Genomic DNA, 19,245 nt, shown 5'->3' on the forward strand with positions numbered 1-19,245 from the left:
GCCAACGCACAACCCGTTCCCGGTCTGCGGACGCAGCATGACGCCATGACCACCTCGACCCCGGCGACCGGCCGGTCCACCTCGACCCCGGCGACCGGCCGGTCCACCTTCCTGCGCGGGCGCCTTGACGAGCCCGCGGTCACCGGCGGCGGGTCCCGCGGCGGCGTCGTCCTTTGAGGCCGCAACGGGTACGACGACGCTGCGCCCCTCCCGCTCCCCGCTCACCCGATGGTGGGTGGCCGCGGCGGGGGGTGGTGTTGATCGGGGTGGTCGCGTTCAGTCGGCTCTACCTGGGGTACCACTGGCTCACGGACGTGACGGCCTCGATGCTGCTCGCGATCGCGATCCTGGGCTTGGTCGTGGGCGTGGACGCGTGGCGTCCCGCGGCGCGGCGGGCGGAGCTCACTCGAGCGTGAGCACCGCCTCGATGGCCTCCTCAAGCACGGCGATCACACCGGTGCATTCGATGGCGTAATCCGCTGCCCCTCCGGTGATCTCCCGGATCCGTTCCAGCGAGTCCTCCTTCCGGGAGGTGATCCCGTGCGTGGCCCCGTAGCGCTGGGCGAGCTCCAGGCGGGAGTCATGCAGGTCCACCGCGATGATCGTGGCCGCGGCCGAATTGTGGGCTGCCATGATGGCCCCGAGTCCCACGGCACCCACACCGTAGACCACCACGGATTCACCCGGGGCGGGGTTCGCGGTGTTGAGCACGGCTCCCGCCCCGGTGGTGATACCGCACGCGAGGGGGCCCGCGAGTTCCAGGGGAACGGACTCGTCCACGGCCACGTTCTCCACGCCCGGGCCGATCTTCGTGACGATCCCGGCACCCTCGTGGCCCAGCACTCCGGGCAGCGGCAGCGGCATATTTGCCCGCTTAGGTGTTCAGGTCCGTGTGGCACAGGCCCGTGGCCACGATCTTAACCACCGCCTCACCGGGACCCGGCTCGTCCACGGTGAGTTCTTCCCACCGGAACGGTGCATCGACGTGATCGACCACGTAGGCGTGGATGTTCATGGCTGCCTTCTCGAGCAGGGCGCTCGGCTCTGAACGCCGGGCTCCCATGCTATTTGCGGTCGGCACGCCGCGGTCATCCCCCCCGGGGCGGCGGTGACGACCCGCATCGCGCGGGTCGTCACGGCATCATGCGGAGAGTTCGCCCATGACACGGAGTGTCCCCGCATCACGCGGGGCATCCCGTCGCTCAGGCGCCCCGCGCCTGCTCGCGGTGCGCGCGGTACCAGGCCACGGCGTCGTCGAGCCCGGTGGGCAGGTCGATCGAGGCGGACCAGCCCAGCGAACGCAACAGGGAGACGTCCATAAGCTTGCGGGGCGTCCCGTCCGGCTTGGAGGTGTCCCACGAGGTGGTGCCCTCGTACCCGGTGGCCGAGGCCACGAGGCCGGCTAGTTCCTTGATGGTCACGTCCTCGCCGGTGCCCACGTTGACCTGCTGGGGCCCGTCGTAATGCTCCATGAGGTACAGGCAGGCCGTGGCCAGGTCCGACACGTGCAGGAACTCGCGCCGCGGTGAACCCGAACCCCAGTTGGTGATCTCGGTGTCACCGGCACGCACGGCCTCGTCGTAGCGGCGGATCATGGCGGGCAGCACGTGGGAGCCGGACGGGGAGAAGTTGTCCCCGGGGCCGTAGAGGTTGGTGGGCATCGCGGAGATCCACGGCAGCCCGTACTGGCGTCGCATCGACTGCACGTGCAGGATGCCGGCGATCTTGGCGATCGCGTAGGCGTCGTTGGTGGGCTCCAGGTACCCCGTGAGTAACGAGTCCTCGCGCAGCGGTTGTTCCGCGAGTTTGGGGTAGATGCAGGAGGAGCCCAGGAACAGCACGCGTTCCACGCCTGCGGTGCGCGCGGCGTCCAGGATGTTGAGCTGGATCCGCAGGTTGTCGGACAGGAAGTCCACGGGCTGGGAATTGTTCGCGCCGATCCCGCCCACCTTGGCCGCCGCGAGCACGAGGTAGCGCGGCCTGTGCTCGGCTATGAACGCCTCCACGGCCGCACGGTCCCGCAGGTCCAGCTCACGGGAGCTCGCACCGATCAGGTTCTCGAAACCCTCGTCCTGGAGGTGACGCCAGATGGCGGAACCCACGAGACCGCGGTGACCGGCCACGTAGAACGGCGCGGAGCGGTCCAGCGCGCCGGGGGTGTAGGCGACGTCGTCGGTCGTGCGGGCATCGGCCGGGTCGCTCACCGTGTGCGGCCAGTGCTCCTGGCCGGCAGAGGTGTCCCGGCGGTTCGCCACGTCCGCGCTCACGCCGCGTGCTCCGGCGTCCAGATGCGCTCGGACACGGTGTCGATCCACGGGGAACCGGCGCACTCCAGGGCAGCGCGGTCCGCGTCCACCATGATCCGCGCGAGCTCCGGGGCGTGCACCGTGGCCTTCCACCCGAGCTTCTGCTCGGCCTTGGACGGGTCACCGATGAGCGCGTCCACCTCCGTGGGGCGCAGGTAACGGTCGTCGAAGCGGACGTGCTTCTCCCAGTCCAGCCCGGCGTGCTCGAACGCGGTCTCCAGGAACTCGCGCACCGTGGACGGGCGGCCCGTGGCCAGCACGAAGTCCTCCGGTTCGTCCACCTGGAGCATGCGCCACATGCCCTCCACGTACTCCGCCGCGTAGCCCCAGTCGCGCACGGCGTCCAGGTTGCCCATGTAGAGCAGGTCCTGCTTGCCCGCCGCGATCGCGGCCACGGCACGCGTGATCTTGCGGGTCACGAACGTTTCGCCGCGGCGCGGGGACTCGTGGTTGAAGAGGATCCCGTTCACGGCGAACATGTCGTACGCCTCGCGGTAGTTCTTGGTGATCCAGTACGAGTAGATCTTGGCCGCGCCGTACGGGGAGCGCGGGTAGAACGGGGTGTCCTCGTTCTGCGGCGGGGGAGTGGCCCCGAACAGCTCGGACGTGGAGGCCTGGTAGAAGCGGCACTTCACCCCGGCGCGGCGCACGGCCTCGAGCAGACGGACCGTGCCGAGGCCCGTGGTGTCACCCGTGTGCTCGGGCTCGTCGAAGGACACGCGCACGTGCGACTGGGCCGCGAGGTTGTAGACCTCGTCCGGGTCTATCTCGCCCAGCAGCGTGACCAGACGGGCGGCGTCGGAAAGATCGCCGTAGTGCAGGAACAGCCGCGCCTGCGGGTCGTGCGGGTCCTGGTACAGGTGGTCGATGCGGGACGTGTTGAACGTGGACGCGCGGCGGATCAGGCCGTGGACCTCGTAGCCCTTGGCGAGCAACAGCTCCGCGAGGTAGGAACCGTCCTGCCCGGTGATGCCGGTGATGAGTGCTTTCTTGGTCATGAGTGGTCTCCCCTGTGTGACGTGGTACGTCGGGACGGGTGTCCCGGCCGATCAGGAATGCAGTGCCGCCGCAGGTGCGGTGGTCTCGGTGGGTAGCAGTGCGCGCAGCGCGGTGCTGAAGGCGCGGACCGCGGCGCCGGCGCTGAGCACGTCGCGCACGTAGCGGCGTCCGCCGCGGTGCGTGGCGCCGCCGGTCGCGATCCACTCCTCGTGCAGTTGCAGGGCGCCCGCCACGAGTGCCTCGGGATCCCCGGGCGCCACACGGATGCCCGCGTCCGCGGCGTCGAGCTCGGCGGCGGACGGGCTCTCGGCCTCGACGGCCGCGAGCACGGGACGGCCAGCGGTGAAGTAGCTCGTGAGCTTGCTCGGGACGCACATCTCCTTGAGCCCCGGTCGTTCGTTGACCAGCAGGACGTCCGCGGCGCGCAGCAGTCCGGCGTAGGTCTCGTCGTCGACCCCGGGCAGGACCTCGAAGCGCGGCGTGCGCCGGGCCAGCTCCTCGAGCTGTGGGCGCTGGTGCCCGCCGCCCACGAGCACGAACCGCAGCGGCGCTCCCGTGCGCTCGGCCACATCCGCGGCCGCGGCGACGTTCGCGAGGTCCTGTTTGGCCCCCATGTTGCCCGTGTGCAGGACGACGACGTCGCCCGCGCCCCACCCGAAACGACGCCGTAGTTCGTCGGTGTCCACCGAAGGGGTCTGGGAGATGTGGGTCCAGTTGCGCACGGTGCTGATCCGGCGCGCGGGCACGGCCATCTCGCGGCGCAGGTAGTCCGAGAAGCGGTCGTGGATCACGACCACCCCCTGGCACGAGCGCAGGAAGGTGCTCTCGATACCGCGCATGACGCGCGCCACGGGTCCGCTCGCCGCGCCGGTCTCGGTGAGCCCGGCGGTGTAGATGTCCTGCACCCACGCGATCACCGGCGTGCGGTTCAGTGCGGCGCGCACCCGCACGATCGCGGACGAGAACAGGGCGGGGCTCACGACCACGACGGCGTCGGGATCGCCCCACGCGGCGGTCGCGGCACGCAGACCGAAGACGATCTCCATCCCCAGCCGGCGCAGCTGTCCGGCGTCGTGGGGAACGGGATGCGGCACGCGCAGGACGGGTACACCGTCGATCTCCTCGTGCGCGGCGCGGCGGTGCGAATACCCTTCGTGGACGCGCCACTGCGGGTAGTGCGGGAGACCCGTGATGACCCGGGCGTCCCATCCCTCCTCGCGCAGCGCGCGAGCCATGCCGGCGGTGTACGGGGCGATGCCCGTGTGTTCCGGTGAATAGTTGAGTCCGATGATCAGGACGCGTGCTGCCACGCTTTCTCCTCCCCCATGAAAAGCGGAGCAACTCAGCCGCTGCCGCTTTTCCCGAATGGGCGGACTTCCCCAGTCCGCCTCCGCGCCACGTGGTGCAGCAATGCCTCATGGCTGTCCCACCGGGAGCGGTGAATGTCGCCGAAACACGAATCCCGCGTGTGCCGACGTTTGCCATCATAATCGTGTGCACAAGCACCTAACACCACAGTGATGACAATTCTGTGTGGGCTCATATAGGTACACGTGGGTATCACCTCAGGTGGGAGCGTGAAAAACAGTGATCTTGATGTAAAACCACACATTAGGGGACGGTAATCTCGGTCACGACCGGTGTCTCCCTGGCTATGCTTTATGAGTGCAAACATGCACGACTCCCGCGGGGGAACGCGAAAGTGACGCGGAGTTCGGGGCATCGATCCGCACTTCGGGGTGGGGCCCGGTCTTCGAGAGGGCACCCATCACCACGGGGGACGTGCGAAGGGGCGCGGCTGAGGCGCACCGGAGCAGAACTGGGGGAGATTTCATGCGTATTGCCGGGCAGGCAACTTTCTTGACGGACCACGACCACACCATCCACGCGTGGGTCCACGGCCCCGCGGACGATCGTGTGCGCGGCGCCGTGATCGTGGCGCCGGCCTTGGCGCGCGAGGAGGTCGTGAGTCACCGCAGCATGCGCCTCGTGGCCGCGCGCGCCGCGGAATCCGGGTGGCTCGTGATCCGCCTGGCGTGGAGCGGGACCTCCGAATCCGGTGCGCGTCCGGCCCTGAGCAACCCGCTCGAGGTGTGGCACGAGGACCTCGCGGTGGCCCACCGTGCCGCGCGGGAGCTCGTAGGACCTGATCTGCCCGTGCACGGGATCGGGCTGCGCATCGGTGCGGGTGTGCTCGCGACCTCACCCCTGCCGTTCGATCGGCGCGTGCTGTGGGAACCGGTCTCGGGCGCCGTCTACATGCGCCAGTACACGGGCCTGCGGCGCACGAGCGGGTTGATCCTGCCGCCCGAGGTCCCCGACGGCGTGGAGATCGGCGGCGCACACTTCACCGACGCCGAAGCCGCGGCCATCCGCGCCCTACCGGATCCCCGCAAGATGAAGACCCCGGGTCTGATCACGGTGCGCGAGGAGGACCGGCGCATCGCCAAGAAGTTATACGGCGTGGCCGCGATCTACGCGAAGGCGAGCCCGGAGGCGATCGCCGCCCTCGTGGGTCGACTGGACGATTCCGTCCCCACCACGTCCCACAGGGAGGATTGGGTGGACGTGAGCGGCTGGCGTCCCACGACGACCGCGTGCTTCCATGTGGCGGAGTTCGGCGCGGAGGTCCAGGAGGACCTGCTGGAGCTGGGCCCGGACCACTTGCCGGCCTCCTACACCCATCCCGTGGGCCGCGACGGCACCGGGGCCGGCGCGGTGGTGCTCGCACCGCCGTCCGCGGACCCCAAGGACGGGCCCACGGGACTGTGGACCGTGCAGGCACGCCGACTCGCCGCGCGCGGTGTCCCCGCGCTGCGCATCGAGCGTCACCACTGCGGTGACGCCGCTGGCCTGGACGAGGTCAAGGACATCAACCCTTACACGGGGCAGGGCGTGGCGGACCTGGACCTGGGTGCCGCGTGGCTGGCCGAGCGCACCGGGGAGAAGGTCACCGGGGTGGGGCTGTGCGTGGGCGGCTGGCTGGTCGCCATGGCCCCGCCCACGAGCGCCATGACCACCCGCGTGGTGCTCAACAACGTGGCGTGGCGCGCGGCGGAGAGCTACTACGACAAGCTCTATCGCAACTGGGACGTGGACGCCGTGCTGGAACAGCTGCGCACCATGAGCGACGTGGAGGTCACCACGAGCTGGCGCACGCGCGCCAAGGACCGGGTGCGCCGCCGCATGCCGTACATCGCGTGGCTCGTGCTGGGCCGGCGCAACATCCCCAACGTTCCCGAGGTGGTCATGGAGTACGCGTCCCGGGGCGCCGAGGTCACGTTCTACTTCGGGCCGGAGGACGGTCTGCTCTTCCAGCAGGAACGCGGGGAGGAGGGTCTGGCCCGGTTGCAGCGCCAGGGCCGCCGGATCAGGGTGGCCCACGTGCCCGCCCTGGACCACTCCCTCCAGGCCCACGCCTCACGCCTCACGGCCCTCGAGATCGTGGACGCCGCCCTGGGCCTGAGCCCCTCACCTGCCGAGGAGGTCGTCCCGTGCGCCGTCTGAGAACACGCAGCGCCCGCGCGCTCGCCGGGTGCGCCCTCACGGCCGTGCTGCTGAGCGGCTGCGCGGCCGGCGGGTCCGGCGACCACGCGCCGTCCTCCTCCGGTGAGAGCCTGGGTTTCGACGACGCCGCGCTGTCCCAGGTGGGTTTCGCGGACCCGCAGCAACTCACGCAACCGTCCCACGGGATCACCGTGACGGGTGCGCGGGGGCTCTCGGAGCGGGCCGCGGAACTCGCGGTGAGCACGGACCAGGTCTCTGCCGAGGCCCCGGGCGGGCGCAACTCGGTGGTGGTGATCACCCCGAAGGACTACGACCCCGCGAAGAAGTACCCGGTGGTGTATCTCCTCCCGGGCAGCGGTGCCACGGAGTCCCCTGCCCTGCAGTGGTACGAGGCGGGTCAGGCCGAGCAGCTCACCCAGGGTCTGCCCGTGATCACTGTCATCGTGAGCGGGGGCAAGGTGGGCTGGTACTCGGACTGGGCGTCCCAGGAGGAACTCACGCAGAACTGGGAGACCTTCCACCTGGACCAGGTGGTCCCGTGGGTGGATCAGCACCTGTCCACCAGGGCGGACCGCGAGCACCGCGTGATCATCGGCAACTCGATGGGCGGGTACGGCGCCATGCGCTACGCCGAGCAACGTCCCGATCTCTTCGGTGAGGCCGTGAGCCTGTCCGGGTTGCTGGACCTGTCCTCGGATGAGGCCAAGCAGACGATCGCCACGGGATCCCAGGAGGCCACGGGCCGCACCGATTCGGTGTTCGGCAACGGCTCGGTCACGACCGAGGAACAGTGGCGTGCGAACGATCCCGCGGTCCGGAGCGGGGAGCTCAAGAATGTCCACGTGCAACTCTTCGCCGGTCGGGGCAACGGCCAGGAGGGGGACATCGAACCCGCTCTGAAGGACACCACGGTGACCATGGCGCGCGAGCTCGAGTCACAGGGAGTGGATTACCAGTACACCGAGTACGGCCAGGCGGGCCAGTGCAACGGCGGCCACGAGTTCCCGTGCTGGACCCCCGCGGCCACGGTTGCCCTCGGGCGCTGGGCCGATCGGGTGGGCGTGAAGCACACCTCGCCCCAGCCGTCGGTGCCCTCGGCATTCGAGGACGTGACCTCACGGAGTTCGTCATGACGAGCGCGCCCGTGGCCGTGACACGCGGGACCGAGGCAGGGGACGGCGTCGTCGGCGTACCCCGCGTGGGCTGCGACCTGCAGGAGGTCGCGCCCGTGGCCGAAGCGCTCGCGCAGCGCGGGCAGCGGTACCTGCGGGCACTGTTCGCGCTCGAGGAGATCGCCGACCTCACGCGTCCGGACGGACGTCCGCTCGCGGCGGAGTCCGTGGCGGGGCGCTTCGCGGCCAAGGAGGCCGTGCTGAAGGTCTTGCGCCCGAGCGCCGACGACGCCGTGGCCTGGCCCCAAATCATGATCCGCTCGGACGCCCACGGTGCCCCTCGCGTGGAACTGCGGGGCACGGCCGCCCGCCTGGCCCGCGGCGCCGGACTCGGGGCGTGGAGCGTGAGCACGTCCCACGACGGAGGCTTCGCGATGGCCGTGGCCCTGGCCATCCGCTCACCCCAGCCCTGACCGGAGGCCAGACCACCGCGCCGACCGGCACCCGGGGCGCGGACATCGAAAACCACCACATCAACCGAAAGAGGTTCACCCCATGGATTCCACCGCCATCGAGACCACCGTCCGCTCCGTGCTGGGCCAGCACGGGAAGCTGTCCGAGGACGCCGGGACGATCGCCGCGGATGCGGACCTGTACCGCGCAGGCATGACCTCCCACGCGTCCGTGAACGTGATGCTGGGCCTGGAGGACGAGTTCGACATCGAGTTCCCCGAGGAGCGCCTGACCAAGGCCACGTTCACGTCCATCAACTCCATCACCGAGGCCGTGGAGGCGATCAACAATGACTGATCATGCAGTACTGACCGACACCCCGCAGCGGGGTGCCGAGGACACCGACCGGGCCGAGCGGGTCGCCGCGCGCGCGGAGGCCGTGGCCGCCGTGGCGCGCGAGTTCGCGGACGCGGTGGACTCGGAGTCCCGGTTCCCGCGGGAGGCCATCGAGGAGGCCCGCGCCCAGGGCCTGTTGGCCGCGCCGATCCCGGAAGCGGATGGCGGGCTGGGCTACAGCATCACCGAGCTGTGCCGGATGCTCGAGCGCGTGGGTCGGGAGTGCACCTCCACGGCCATGATCCTGGCCATGCACCACTCCCAGGTGCTGTGCCTCACCCGCCACGCGGACACCGACTTCCTGCGGGACTACACCCGCCGTGTGGCCGCCGAGGGACTGTTGTTGGCCTCCGCTACGACCGAGGCCCAGATCGGCGGGGACACCCGCAATTCCACGTGCGCCGTGCGCCCGATCGAGGACGGCCGGGTGGCCCTGCACAAGAGCTGCCCCGTGATCTCCTACGGTGCGTACGCGGACGCGATCCTGGTGACCGCGCGGCGCAGCGAGGACGCGGCGTCGAGCGACCAGGTGCTGTTGGTGGTCGAGGCCGAGAACCTGCAGCTGGACCGCCAGCGTGGCTGGGACGCCCTGGGGATGCGGGGCACGTGCTCCGAGTCCTTCGAGCTGGACGCCACCACGCCCGCGGATGCCATGTTCACGGTGCTGTTCGAGACGATCTCCGCGCAGACCATGCTCCCGGCGGCCCACTGCCTGTGGGCCTCCGCGTGGTTGGGCATGGCTACCCAGGCCGGGCTCACCGCCCGGTCCGTGGTGCAAAAGGCCGCGCGTAAGACCCCGGGGACCACACCGCCGTCCGCGCTGCGGCTCGCGGAACTCGAGGTGCAGCTGCAGTCCATGACGGACGTGGTGCATGCGAGCGTGGCCCGCTACGAGGCCGCGTGGGACGATCCGGCCGTGACCGAGTCCATGCAGTTCGCGATCGCCATGAACACCCTCAAGGTCTCGGGCGCGGAAGCAGTGCGCCGGATCGTGGGGGACGCCATGGTGATCGTGGGCATCACCGCTTTCGCCAATCGTTCGCCCGTGAGCCTGGCCCGGTTGTACCGGGACAGCATCGGGCCCTCGGTCATGGTCAACAACGACCGCATCCTGCTCCACACCGCCACACTCCAACTCGTTTCCAGGGGGCAACGATGAGCGCCACGGACACCACGCAGGACCTCTCCCAGCTGCAGGACACCTTCCGCGGGGGCCTCGAGGCCCACGGCTGGTTCCTGCCCACCCTCGGGGACGGCGTGATTGGGCTCGGTCCGCAGGCCGAGGACGTCGTGCAGGGCATCGCCGCGGCGGCCCGCAAGGTCGCGGCACGATTGTCCCCGGACGCGGGAACGCGCCGGTTGCGCTTCCCACCGGTCAACGGGACCCGGTTGCTCGAGCGCACCGACTACGTTGCGTCCTTCCCGCAACTACTCGGGACCATCTCCGCGTTCGAGGGCGACAACAAGGCCCACCGTGAGCTGCTCGCCACGTACGAGGAACACGGTGACTGGTCCGCCCAGCTCACCCCGGCCGGCCACGCGCTGGTCCCCGCGGTGTGCCACCCCTTGTACGCGTACCTCGAGGGCTCGCAGGTGGACGGCTCGGTGTTCGAGCTCGTGGGCGAGTGTTACCGCCACGAGCCCAGCCCGGACCCCATGCGTTTCGTGACCTTCCGGATGTTCGAGGCGGTGTGCCTGGGCACGCCGCAGGAGGCCCGGGAGCACCGCGAGAAGTGGCTCGAGGCGGGGACCAACCTGCTGAGCTCCCTGGGGCTCGAGGTCCAGGCGGACACCGCCAACGACCCGTTCTTCGGCCGCGCGGGCAAGCTGCTCAGCGCGGGTCAGCGTGAGGCGCAGCTGAAGTTCGAGATCCTCACGGAGGTCTACCCGGGCCACCCCACGGCGATCGCCTCGGCGAACCTGCACGAGGACCACTTCGGCGAGGCTTTCAGCATGCACACCGCCGACGGTGCCGTGGCCCACTCCGCGTGCTTCGGCTTCGGTCTGGAGCGGGTGGCCCTGGCCCTGGCCATGCGCCACGGTTTCGACACCGCCGCGTGGCCCGTGACCGTGCGTCAGGAACTGGGGTTGCCATGACCGCCGTGACCGTGAACCACGGTGGGCCGGCGGATACCGCGTCCGTGCGGGAGCCCTTCGGCCACGAGGTCCTGGCGGTGCGCGGGTGCGAGTCGCTCACCGTGGCGAACGCACCGCGCTCCGTCCTGCACGACCCGGCGGAACCGTGGTCACCCACGAACTGCTACATGGACGTGTGGATCGGTCTCACCGCGACCCTCGGGTTGGACCCGCTGCCCATGCTCGGGGCCGCGTTCAGCGCGGACTTCCTGGGGGACCAGTGGGAGTTCCTCAAGCCCCGGCAGGAGGACCTCGAGACGCTCTACGGCCTCACGGTGGGGGAGTACGACACGTGGCGGCCCCTGGCCGAACACGTGCAGCTGGTGATGTCCCGCGGGGACGCCCTGATCGTGGAGGTGGACGCCTACCACCTCCCGGACACCGAGGGCGTGTCCTACGGACGGGCCCATACCAAGACGTCCATCGTGCCGTTGCGCCTGGATCCGGTCGCGGGGGAACTCGTCTACCTGCACAACGACGGTGTCCACGTGCTGCACGGGGAGGACCTCGACAACGCGCTGGGCACGGGTGTGGGTTCCGGGTGGGTCCCGTACCCGTACGTGGAACTCGTGCGCCTGGACGGCATCCGGTCCCTGGCGCCCGAGGCGCTGTGGCAGCGCGCCGTGGAGATCGCGCGGGGGCACGTGCGCCGCGCTCCTGATGCCGGGGCGGGGAATTCCGCGCGCCCCGATCCGGCCGACCGGCTCGTGGCCGCGATCCGGGAGCACGTCCCGGTGCTCGCCGAGCGGGGCATGGAGTACTTCCACCAGTACTCGTTCGCGACGACGCGCCAGGCCGGTCTCACGTCCGGGCTCGCCGCCCACGCGTGCCGGTACCTGTCCCGCGGTGCGCAGGAGTGGCCGAGCGACGTGGACGCGGAGCAGCTGATCGAGGCCGCCGAGCAGTTCGATGCCGCCGCCGGCGCCGCCAAGGCCCTGCAGTTCAAGCTCGCCCGGGCGGCCTCGGGCAGGACACCGCGCATCGACTCGTCCGCGGAGGCGTTCGTGGCCGGGCACACCGCGGGCATGCGCGCGGTGCGTGAGGCCCTGGGCCTGGGGGAGTGACCGGGGTGCGCGACGCCGCGTGGACGCTCCGGCGCCTCGACCCGTCGCAGGACCCGGGCGATGCCCTCGCTCGTGGGATTCCCGCGCGGGTCCCGGGGACGGTGTCCGGTGCCCTGCGGGACGCCCTCGGGGAGGACCGCGTGGCCACCGTGCTGGCCACTGACGGTCCCGACACCGTGTGGGAGTACCGCACCCGGGTCACCACCGCCGGTGGTCGGCACCGGTTCATGTCCACGGGCGTGGCCACCGTGGCGCAGCTGCTGGTTGCGGACCGGGTCGTGCACGAGTCCCATAGTGCCTTCGCACCGTGGGACGTGATCGTGGAGCTACCGTCCGGGCCGTGTGAGATCGCCCTGCGGGTCCTGCCCACGGCGTCCGTGAGTGTGCCGCGCAAGCCGCGCGCCCGCTGGTTGTCGCCGCTCGTGTCCGACCGCTCCCTGCGGTGGCGCCGCACCCCGCTGATCGGCTCGATCGACTGGCCCGGTGCGCTGCCCGTCCTGGGTCCGTGGGGCGGCCTGCGCGCTGTCCCACTTCCTTCTTCCGCCGCCGACGACGACACTCCCCACCCCTCGCTCGGACTCGTACCGCGCGCGGTGCGCACGCGGGTCGGGGAGGACGGTAGCGGCGTCGTGACCGTGGAACTCGGCCCGACCACGGGTACGACCCCGGATCTTTACGCGGACACGGCCGGGAGCGCGGACACGGCCGGGAGCGCGGGCGCGGCCGCGGAGCTGGCGTGCGTCGGATGCTCAGCGGACCCGGATGTTTTGGTGGCCCGCGGCGCTGCGGTGGAACATGCGCGTGAAACCGTACACATCACCGTGGAGCCTCCCTATGAGGTGGACGCGCAGCCGGTGACCGCCGAGTGCGTCGTGACCGCGTCCGATGCCACATCGCGCGAAACGTTCACCGTGGACGTGGCCGTGCCCGACCCCGCGCTGTGGTGGCCGCACGGGATGGGCGAGCAACCGCTGTACCGGGTGCGGGTGCGCACCGGGCAGGGGGAATGCACGTACGCCGTGGGGTTCCGGTCGGTGTGTGCCGAACCGCGGGACCGGGACCATCGCGGTTTGGCCCTGCGGATCAATGACGTCCCCGTGTTCGCGAGGGGTGCCGTGTGGGCCGGTGCGGACCCCTTCGAGGTGGCCGCGGACCCGCAGCGCACCCGCGACGTGCTGGAACGCCTGCACGCGGGCGGCAGCACCATGATCCGCGTCCCGGGAACGGCGTGCTACGAGACCGAGGACTTCCACCGCGCGTGCGACGAGCTGGGTCTCATGGTCTGGCAAGACGTGGCCCTGGGGCCTCAGGACCCGCCGGATGATCCCGAGTGGCGCGCCGGGCTGCGCCACGAGGTCCGATACCTCGCCTCACGGTTGGCCTCTCATCCGTCCACGGTCGTGATCTCCGGGGGCACCGAGGTCATCCAGGCCCCCGTGCTCGCGGGCCGGCCCGCCGAGCAGTGGCGCACGGACGTGGTCCTGCGGGACGTTCCCCGCGCGGTCGGGGAGGCCGATGCGGACGTGGTGGTCGTCCCGTCCTCTCCGTGCTCGGACGCGGACCTGGACGCCGCGCAGCACGCGTACGAGACGGGCGAGGCCTCGGGGGAGCGGGCGTCGTCGTCGTCGGTGCCGACCGTCGCTCCCACGGACGCGGCCGACGGCGTGTCCCACTACTTCGGGGTGGGGGCCTACGGGCGACCGCTCGAGGACGCGGTGACCCGCGGGGTGCGGTTCGCTGCGGAGGCGCTGGCCTTCGCGGTGCCGCCGGAACCCGCCGCGGTGCGGGAGCAATTCGGGACGGACGGTCCGCTGGACGATGGGGATTCCGCGGACGCGTGGCGCGCCGGTGTGGCCCACGACCCGGGGGCGCAATGGACCTTCGAGGACACCACCGCGATCTATGTCCACCGGCTGTTCCTGGACCGGGACAGCGATCCGGACGCCGGTCTGGCGACCCCGGGGCAGCCCGCGTCCGACGGCGCAGGGACGGGTCACGTCGAGCGCCTCGAGTACGAGCGCGCCGCGCTCGCCCACGTGTTCCAGCGGACTTTCGCCCAGTGGCGCAGCAGGGATTCGCCGTGCCGGGGAGCGCTCGTGCTCTCGGCGCTGTCCATGGCCGCGGGGCCCGGGTGGGGTGTCCTGGATGCTTCCGGGCGGCCCACCGCCGCGTGGTACGGGATGCGCCGGGCGTGCGCGCCCGTGGCCGTGTCCTTCCTCCCCGCCGGCGGCGACGGACTACCCGTCCATGTCTGGAACGACGGCCCGACCCCGCTCACGGCCACGCTGCGACTGACCGTGGCCACGGTGCACGGCGGCTGCCAGCAACCCCTCGACATCCCGGTCACGGTGCCCGCGCGCGGTGAGACCGTGATCCGCGCGGACCTCGCGGACGGTACGTTCCGGGACCTTGACCACGCGTACGGTTTCGGCGAGCGGGAGTACGACGCCGTGTCCGCCCAGCTCGTGAACCCCTCCGGTCGCGTGCTCGCCCGGGACGTCCACCTGACCGGCGGACCGCGACGCAACGATGCACCCGATCCGGGACTCGACGCTCACTGGGTCAGGACGGAACAGGGGGAGTGGTCGGTGGCCGTGACGGCGTTCGGACTTGCGCGATTCGTGGCCCTGGACCTGCCCCGCGGGGCCGTGGCCGAGGACGGCTACGTCCATGTGCTCCCGGGTGAGACGGTGCACGTTCCGGTCAGCGGAGCCCTCGCCGACGAGGGTCGTGCGGCCGCGCGGGTGCGGGCGCTGGGCGTCCCATCGGTTCCGGTGGGCGCCGAGTCCGAGTAGCCGACGATCTCTCAACGGGCCGGGTGAAGCGTCACCTCATGACGGCCCCATGAGCCGTATTGACGAGAGAGCCCCGCACGTGCTGGCAACGCCACCCGTGCGGGGCTCCTGAGTCATTTGCCGGCGGTTGTCATCGGCCCGCTGTCCCGTACGCGCCGCGGTTCACACCTCGGGTACGTACGCCAGGACGTAATCCACCATCCGGCGGCACGATTCCGTGGCGAACAGCGAGTGGTCCAACGGGTCCAGGACGGTGAGCGTGCTGCGCGGGCCCAGGCGCTGGGGTGTGACCCCGCAGTGCTTGGCATCGGCGGGTCCGAAGACCGCGTCCACCGTGAGTCCGGGGATCTTGGCGAGCCGGCGCAGCGTGGGCTGCGGGACGTCGATGACCCCCACCCCGGCCGCGAGCGCATTGACCCGAGGTGACGCGTTGCGGGCGCGGTGACGGGTGCCGCGTACCACGGTGCGCGCCGTCGTCCCCACGTAGGCGTTGAGCCCGGCCAGGACGGCATCCCAGCGGGAGCCGGCGGGTGCGTCGTCGGCGGCGGGAGCGGACGACGGCGCTGCCGCCTCGTCCTGCCCGGGCAGGGTTGGGGCCAGGGGGCCGCCGCGCAGGCCCTGGCGCCAGTAGCGCCACGGTGCCCGCTGCCACGCGACGTTGTTGATGACCATGAGCGTGAGTCGTTCGCTCACGGTTGCGGGCAGTTCGTGGGCCGAGGCCACCAGGCCCCACGCGCCCAGACAGATGCCCGCCCCCAGGAGCGGACCGTCCGTGAGTTCGCTCAGGTGCATCACGAGTTCCCGGGACTCGGTGAGCGTGTGGTGCGCGTACGGGTTGGAGTCCTGCGTGATGTCCGAGCGCACGAGCTCGCCGGTGTCGGAGCGTTCGGCGAGCAAGCACACGGCGCCGCGCGCGGACGCGAGCAGCGCGGTGCGCAGCCACAGACCGCCGGAGGCCTCCATGACCTCCGAACCTGGGGAGATGAACGCCAGCCCGGGGGCGTCGTGGTCGCGGGTCACCGGCTCGGTGATGATGGCCGGGCGTCGGGCGGCCCCGCTGGTCGAGCGCCGCAGCACCACGGGTGTCCCGGCCACGTCCACGGTGATTTCCTGCTCGGGGACCAGGCCGTCCCCGTCGGGACGAGCGGTGTCATCCGGCGTCGTCCCGGCCGGGGCGGCGTCCAGCGCGGTGCGCACGGTGGCGATCAGACGGGCGGGGACGGCAGCCGCGCGGGGGTGCACGTTGATCGGGAGTGCGCCTGCTTCTTCGTCGGACAGGATGCGGATCCGACGATCGGGACCGTCCGCGGGCTCGGGAAGCGCCTTGAGCGCGGCCGCGCCGTGCGAGGACAGCTGCAGGTTCATCAGTTCCGTGCCCTCGCTCACGCGGGGCGGTAGGTCGGGCCCGCCCATGCGGCGCAGTGCGCTCTGGTGGCGCACCCACTGCTTACCGGACACGGGGGCCAGCACCAGCCGGGAGGCCCAGCCATGATCCTCGGTGGCGGCGAGCACGGTGCCGCCCAGGCTGAAGCCCACCCCGTGGACGGGACCGTGGGAGCTCGCCCAATCGCGGACGGTGGTCAGGTCGTCGACCCACAGTCCGGCGTCCACGGCTTCCTCGGCGGTGGGGCTCTGACCGGTCCCGGACCAGTCGAGGCGCACCACACGCCACCCGTGAGCGGCCAGCGCCCGGGCTGTGTGGATCATGCTGCGGGTCAGGGTCACGCGCTCGCGTCCCGGGGACCCCACGATGATGACGGTCCCGCCGCGCTCGGTGGCCGTGGGTTCGTGCACGTCCACCGCGATCCACCGGTTCCCGGCAGGCACCCACCCGTGGCGTACGGAGTCCTCCTCGCGAACGCGTGAGCGGTGGCCGGGCCTGGAACGGCGCAGCTGCGAGTACGTGAGCATGAATGATCCCCCAAGTAATACGTGTCTCCGCCGCGGGCGTCCGGTTCTTCCCCAAGAACCTCGGCGCGCTTGCCCCCTGACGAACTTTTGCCCAGACTAACCATTTTCCCCGGGACGGGCGGAGTGAACTGTGCAAAAGCATACGCCTTTGGCACGTGATTCCGGGGTTCCCGAGGGGAAATGCCTGCCCTCCCTTTAGGGGGTACTTAGGGCAGTTACCGGGTTTTCGTGGGGTCTCGCAGGTCGATCCCGAAGACCCGCTTCACCGCGGTGGTCACGTGGCGGCCATAGCGCTGCGAGGACGGCGTCGAGGAGAACGGCAGGAACCTACCGGGGACGTCCGGGTGGGTGATCTTCCCGTGGGTGGGCCCGGACGTGGTGACCTCGAAGCCCGCCCCGCGCAACCGTTCGAGCAGTTCCCTGCGGTTGGTGGGATAGCGGGTGCCGCTGCCCCCGGGTTTCGCGCCGGTGTGCTCGAGGGAGTCGGGGGTGTCCGCCCAGGTCTCGTCCGGGCGCCGGGCGATCGCCCACCCGCTGCGGTAGATCCCCACCACGCGGTGCTCCGCCCGGGTCACCTGCACGCACAGCCGGCCGCGCACGTAGTAGTCGGTGCGCCCGAGGTCCGCGGTCCAGGTGTCCTCGGGGTCCGCCACGACGGCTTGCAGCGCGCTCTCGCTCACGTCCCACACGCCCTGTACGACGACGCCGTCCGCGGGCACCTCGAGCGCCGGGGCCCCCGACAGATCGGAGTCCACGGTGTAGAACGCACGCTCGGGGGCAGTGGTGTCGGGGGTGATGCCCGCGCGCAACAGGCGAACGAACTCCGCGAGCTGCGGGTCCACCGTGAGCTCGCGTGGTGCTTCGGACGCGATGGGCGTGGTGGGTTCCCCGGCGGGGACCGTGCGCGGCCCGGGGCCCGGTTTGGGTGCCCCGCCCGCGGCAGGAACAGCACGGGTGCCGTCCGCGCCGGGAACTGTTCGGGGCCCGGGACCTGACCGAGGCGTCCCGTCCGGCGCTGCTCCGGCCCGAGGTTCGGAGTCATCGCCGACGGCGTCCGCGTCCCCTTGCCGCTCGGAAGGGCGCCACGAGGTGTAGTCCACCGGGCGGACGCCCAGTGCGGGGTCCTTGCGGCCGCGCATCGCGGCGGGGGAGGGTTGTGGGGTGCTCATGGCAGGTCCTCGGGCGGAAGGGGCGGTGTCCGTGCCACGCTGTCACGATACCGCCGGGATTACCAGCGGGTGGGCGGCCCGAGCGGGGAAGGGGCGCGTGCGGCGTCGTCGTAGAATCGAGCGGGTGGAATGCGGATATTACGACCGGGACCTGTGCCGATCCTGCACGGTGATCGAGGTGCCCTACGCGCGGCAGCTCGCTCGCAAACAACAGCTCGTGCGCGACCTCGTGGACTCACACGGTGAGCCGCGGTGGCTCGAGCCGGTCGCGTCCGTGGAGGCGGGGTTCCGCAACAAGGCCAAGATGGTCGTGGCCGGGAAGGTCGGCGCACCGACCCTAGGCATCCTGGACCGCGGGGGCCGCGGGGTCGACCTGCGCGACTGCCCGCTCTACCCCGAACCCGTGACGCGCGCGATCCACGCGCTCGCCGAGTTCATCGCGCGGGTGCGGCTGTTGCCGTACGACGTGGCCAAGCGGCGCGGTGAGCTCAAACACCTGATCGTCACGGGGAACCCGGACGGGCGGCTCATGATCCGGTTCGTGCTGCGCAGCACCGGGCAGCTGGCCAAGATCCGGGACAACACGGATCTGCTGCGCGAGCTCGTGCCGCACGCGGACGTGCTCTCCGTGAACATCCAGCCCGAGCACAAGGCCGTGATCGAGGGCGCCGAGGAGATCCTGCTCTCGCGGCAGGGCGAGCTGATCATGCCGGTCAACGGCATCGACCTGCGAGTCCGGCCGCGCTCGTTCTTCCAGACGAACACACGGGTCACGGAGCAGCTGTACCGCCAGGTCGCGGACTGGGTGGACGCGGTGGACCCGGCGAGCGTGTGGGACCTGTACTGCGGGGTCGGGGGTTTCGCGCTGCATGTCGCCGCTCCCACGCGCGAGGTCGTGGGCACCGAGATCTCCGCCGAGGCCGTGGCCTCCGCCCGGGACACCGCCCGCGCCATGGGGCTACCGGATGAGGGTCCGGGCTCCGTGCGTTTCCTCGCCGACGACGCCGCCGCGACCCCCGCGGATCTGCCCGGCACCCCGGAGCTCGCGATCGTCAACCCGCCCCGCCGCGGGCTGGAAGCGTCCCTGTGTGCGTGGCTCGAGAACTCATCGGTGGATCATGTCGTGTACTCGTCGTGCAACGCCACGACGCTCGCGCGGGACCTGGGCCGGATGCCGTCCTTGCGGCCCGTGGAAGCACGACTGCTGGACATGTTCCCCCACACCGGACACTACGAGGTCGCGGTCCTGCTGCGCAGGGGGTGAGGGGCGGGACTACCGGTTCGATGCCGGCGACCCGGCGAGGCTGACGACGGCGCCGGGCCCGGCGCCGTCGTCCCGGGTCGCGGACGGGCACGCGCATCGAAGAAGCGTCCCGGGGTGCCCTGTCGAGCACCCG

18 protein-coding genes are annotated in these 19,245 nt (G+C 71.1%); 11 read left to right on the plus strand and 7 right to left on the minus strand.

Translation table 11 applies throughout. From position 1 onward, the window contains the following. Positions 1 to 45 precede the first annotated feature (45 nt). Entirely contained in the window at positions 46 to 177 is a 132-nt protein-coding gene (locus RF646_RS09085; RefSeq protein WP_260850651.1) for a hypothetical protein, read from the plus strand. 89 nt (positions 178 to 266) lie between these two features. Further along, the gene (locus tag RF646_RS09090) at positions 267 to 416 is read left to right on the plus strand and encodes a phosphatase PAP2 family protein (RefSeq protein ID WP_167318909.1); all 150 of its coding nucleotides are present in this window, start codon (positions 267 to 269) and stop codon (positions 414 to 416) included. Here the strand turns inward: RF646_RS09090 and RF646_RS09095 are convergent. The 5 genes from RF646_RS09095 to RF646_RS09115 all read right to left on the minus strand — a co-directional run bounded on the left by RF646_RS09095 (position 403) and on the right by RF646_RS09115 (position 4,615). Beyond that, a complete protein-coding gene (locus RF646_RS09095) occupies positions 403 to 864 on the minus strand; it encodes a zinc-binding dehydrogenase (RefSeq protein WP_368835780.1) in 462 nt (153 codons plus the stop codon). The genes RF646_RS09090 and RF646_RS09095 overlap by 14 nt on opposite strands. A gap of 10 nt (positions 865 to 874) precedes the next feature. Continuing rightward, positions 875 to 1,081, minus strand: coding sequence for a hypothetical protein (locus RF646_RS09100; RefSeq protein WP_197493074.1), 207 nt, complete (start codon positions 1,079 to 1,081; stop codon positions 875 to 877). A 121-nt stretch (positions 1,082 to 1,202) separates the two neighbouring features. After that, positions 1,203 to 2,204, minus strand: coding sequence for a GDP-L-fucose synthase (locus RF646_RS09105; RefSeq protein WP_186317211.1), 1,002 nt, complete (start codon positions 2,202 to 2,204; stop codon positions 1,203 to 1,205). A 59-nt stretch (positions 2,205 to 2,263) separates the two neighbouring features. Continuing rightward, positions 2,264 to 3,304 carry a GDP-mannose 4,6-dehydratase gene (gene gmd, locus RF646_RS09110; RefSeq protein ID WP_035964951.1) on the minus strand — a complete coding sequence of 347 codons (1,041 nt, stop codon included), beginning with the start codon at positions 3,302 to 3,304 and terminating at the stop codon, positions 2,264 to 2,266. Positions 3,305 to 3,355: 51 nt separating this feature from the next. Beyond that, the gene (locus RF646_RS09115; RefSeq protein ID WP_144998517.1) at positions 3,356 to 4,615 is read right to left on the minus strand and encodes a glycosyltransferase family 4 protein; all 1,260 of its coding nucleotides are present in this window, start codon (positions 4,613 to 4,615) and stop codon (positions 3,356 to 3,358) included. A gap of 550 nt (positions 4,616 to 5,165) precedes the next feature. On the opposite strand from RF646_RS09115, the gene RF646_RS09120 reads away from it, so the two are divergent. The 8 genes from RF646_RS09120 (at position 5,166) to RF646_RS09155 (ending at position 14,768) form a co-directional block, all read left to right on the plus strand. Then, positions 5,166 to 6,812 (plus strand): hypothetical protein, encoded by a 1,647-nt coding sequence (locus tag RF646_RS09120; RefSeq protein ID WP_368835781.1) that lies wholly within the window; start codon positions 5,166 to 5,168, stop codon positions 6,810 to 6,812. After that, positions 6,800 to 7,945, plus strand: a complete 1,146-nt coding sequence (locus RF646_RS09125; protein WP_368835782.1) for an alpha/beta hydrolase — start codon at positions 6,800 to 6,802, stop codon at positions 7,943 to 7,945. Before RF646_RS09120 ends, RF646_RS09125 begins: the two co-directional genes overlap by 13 nt. Continuing rightward, entirely contained in the window at positions 7,942 to 8,397 is a 456-nt protein-coding gene (locus RF646_RS09130) for a holo-ACP synthase (RefSeq protein WP_368835783.1), read from the plus strand. The genes RF646_RS09125 and RF646_RS09130 overlap by 4 nt, the downstream gene beginning before the upstream one ends. Before the next feature lie 82 nt (positions 8,398 to 8,479). Further along, entirely contained in the window at positions 8,480 to 8,734 is a 255-nt protein-coding gene (locus tag RF646_RS09135; protein ID WP_064845610.1) for an acyl carrier protein, read from the plus strand. Continuing rightward, complete coding sequence (locus tag RF646_RS09140) at positions 8,727 to 9,932, plus strand: acyl-CoA dehydrogenase family protein (protein ID WP_344223599.1); 1,206 nt, start codon at positions 8,727 to 8,729, stop codon at positions 9,930 to 9,932. Before RF646_RS09135 ends, RF646_RS09140 begins: the two co-directional genes overlap by 8 nt. Beyond that, positions 9,929 to 10,870, plus strand: a complete 942-nt coding sequence (locus RF646_RS09145) for a hypothetical protein (protein ID WP_368835784.1) — start codon at positions 9,929 to 9,931, stop codon at positions 10,868 to 10,870. The genes RF646_RS09140 and RF646_RS09145 overlap by 4 nt, the downstream gene beginning before the upstream one ends. Beyond that, the gene (locus RF646_RS09150; RefSeq protein ID WP_368835785.1) at positions 10,867 to 11,973 is read left to right on the plus strand and encodes a DUF1839 family protein; all 1,107 of its coding nucleotides are present in this window, start codon (positions 10,867 to 10,869) and stop codon (positions 11,971 to 11,973) included. The genes RF646_RS09145 and RF646_RS09150 overlap by 4 nt, the downstream gene beginning before the upstream one ends. A 5-nt stretch (positions 11,974 to 11,978) precedes the next feature. Continuing rightward, positions 11,979 to 14,768 (plus strand): glycoside hydrolase family 2 protein, encoded by a 2,790-nt coding sequence (locus tag RF646_RS09155; protein WP_368835786.1) that lies wholly within the window; start codon positions 11,979 to 11,981, stop codon positions 14,766 to 14,768. Positions 14,769 to 14,930: 162 nt separating this feature from the next. Here RF646_RS09155 and RF646_RS09160 read toward each other — a convergent pair whose 3' ends face one another. Further along, positions 14,931 to 16,679: an alpha/beta hydrolase gene (locus RF646_RS09160; RefSeq protein WP_368835787.1), complete on the minus strand. Its 1,749-nt coding sequence runs from the start codon at positions 16,677 to 16,679 to the stop codon at positions 14,931 to 14,933. Positions 16,680 to 16,894: 215 nt separating this feature from the next. Beyond that, positions 16,895 to 17,848, minus strand: a complete 954-nt coding sequence (locus tag RF646_RS09165) for a hypothetical protein (RefSeq protein ID WP_240505614.1) — start codon at positions 17,846 to 17,848, stop codon at positions 16,895 to 16,897. A 124-nt stretch (positions 17,849 to 17,972) separates the two neighbouring features. Between RF646_RS09165 and rlmC the strand changes: the two genes are divergently transcribed. After that, positions 17,973 to 19,112: a 23S rRNA (uracil(747)-C(5))-methyltransferase RlmC gene (rlmC, locus tag RF646_RS09170; RefSeq protein ID WP_085106547.1), complete on the plus strand. Its 1,140-nt coding sequence runs from the start codon at positions 17,973 to 17,975 to the stop codon at positions 19,110 to 19,112. The last annotated feature ends 133 nt before the right edge of the window (positions 19,113 to 19,245 follow it).

This window comes from Kocuria sp. CPCC 205261 (assembly GCF_040981025.1).
Taxonomy (GTDB): Bacteria; Actinomycetota; Actinomycetes; order Actinomycetales; family Micrococcaceae; genus Kocuria; species Kocuria marina.

Bases quoted from the DNA above. Each gene is read 5' to 3' on its own strand.
- RF646_RS09085 (WP_260850651.1), top strand. From the start codon at position 46: ATGACCACCTCGACCCCGGCGACCGGCCGGTCCACCTCGACCCCGGCG.
- RF646_RS09095 (WP_368835780.1), bottom strand. From the start codon at position 864: ATGCCGCTGCCGCTGCCCGGAGTGCTGGGCCACGAGGGTGCCGGGATC.
- gmd (WP_035964951.1), bottom strand. From the start codon at position 3,304: ATGACCAAGAAAGCACTCATCACCGGCATCACCGGGCAGGACGGTTCC.
- RF646_RS09130 (WP_368835783.1), top strand. From the start codon at position 7,942: ATGACGAGCGCGCCCGTGGCCGTGACACGCGGGACCGAGGCAGGGGAC.
- RF646_RS09135 (WP_064845610.1), top strand. From the start codon at position 8,480: ATGGATTCCACCGCCATCGAGACCACCGTCCGCTCCGTGCTGGGCCAG.
- RF646_RS09140 (WP_344223599.1), top strand. From the start codon at position 8,727: ATGACTGATCATGCAGTACTGACCGACACCCCGCAGCGGGGTGCCGAG.
- RF646_RS09145 (WP_368835784.1), top strand. From the start codon at position 9,929: ATGAGCGCCACGGACACCACGCAGGACCTCTCCCAGCTGCAGGACACC.
- RF646_RS09150 (WP_368835785.1), top strand. From the start codon at position 10,867: ATGACCGCCGTGACCGTGAACCACGGTGGGCCGGCGGATACCGCGTCC.
- RF646_RS09160 (WP_368835787.1), bottom strand. From the start codon at position 16,679: ATGCTCACGTACTCGCAGCTGCGCCGTTCCAGGCCCGGCCACCGCTCA.
- RF646_RS09165 (WP_240505614.1), bottom strand. From the start codon at position 17,848: ATGAGCACCCCACAACCCTCCCCCGCCGCGATGCGCGGCCGCAAGGAC.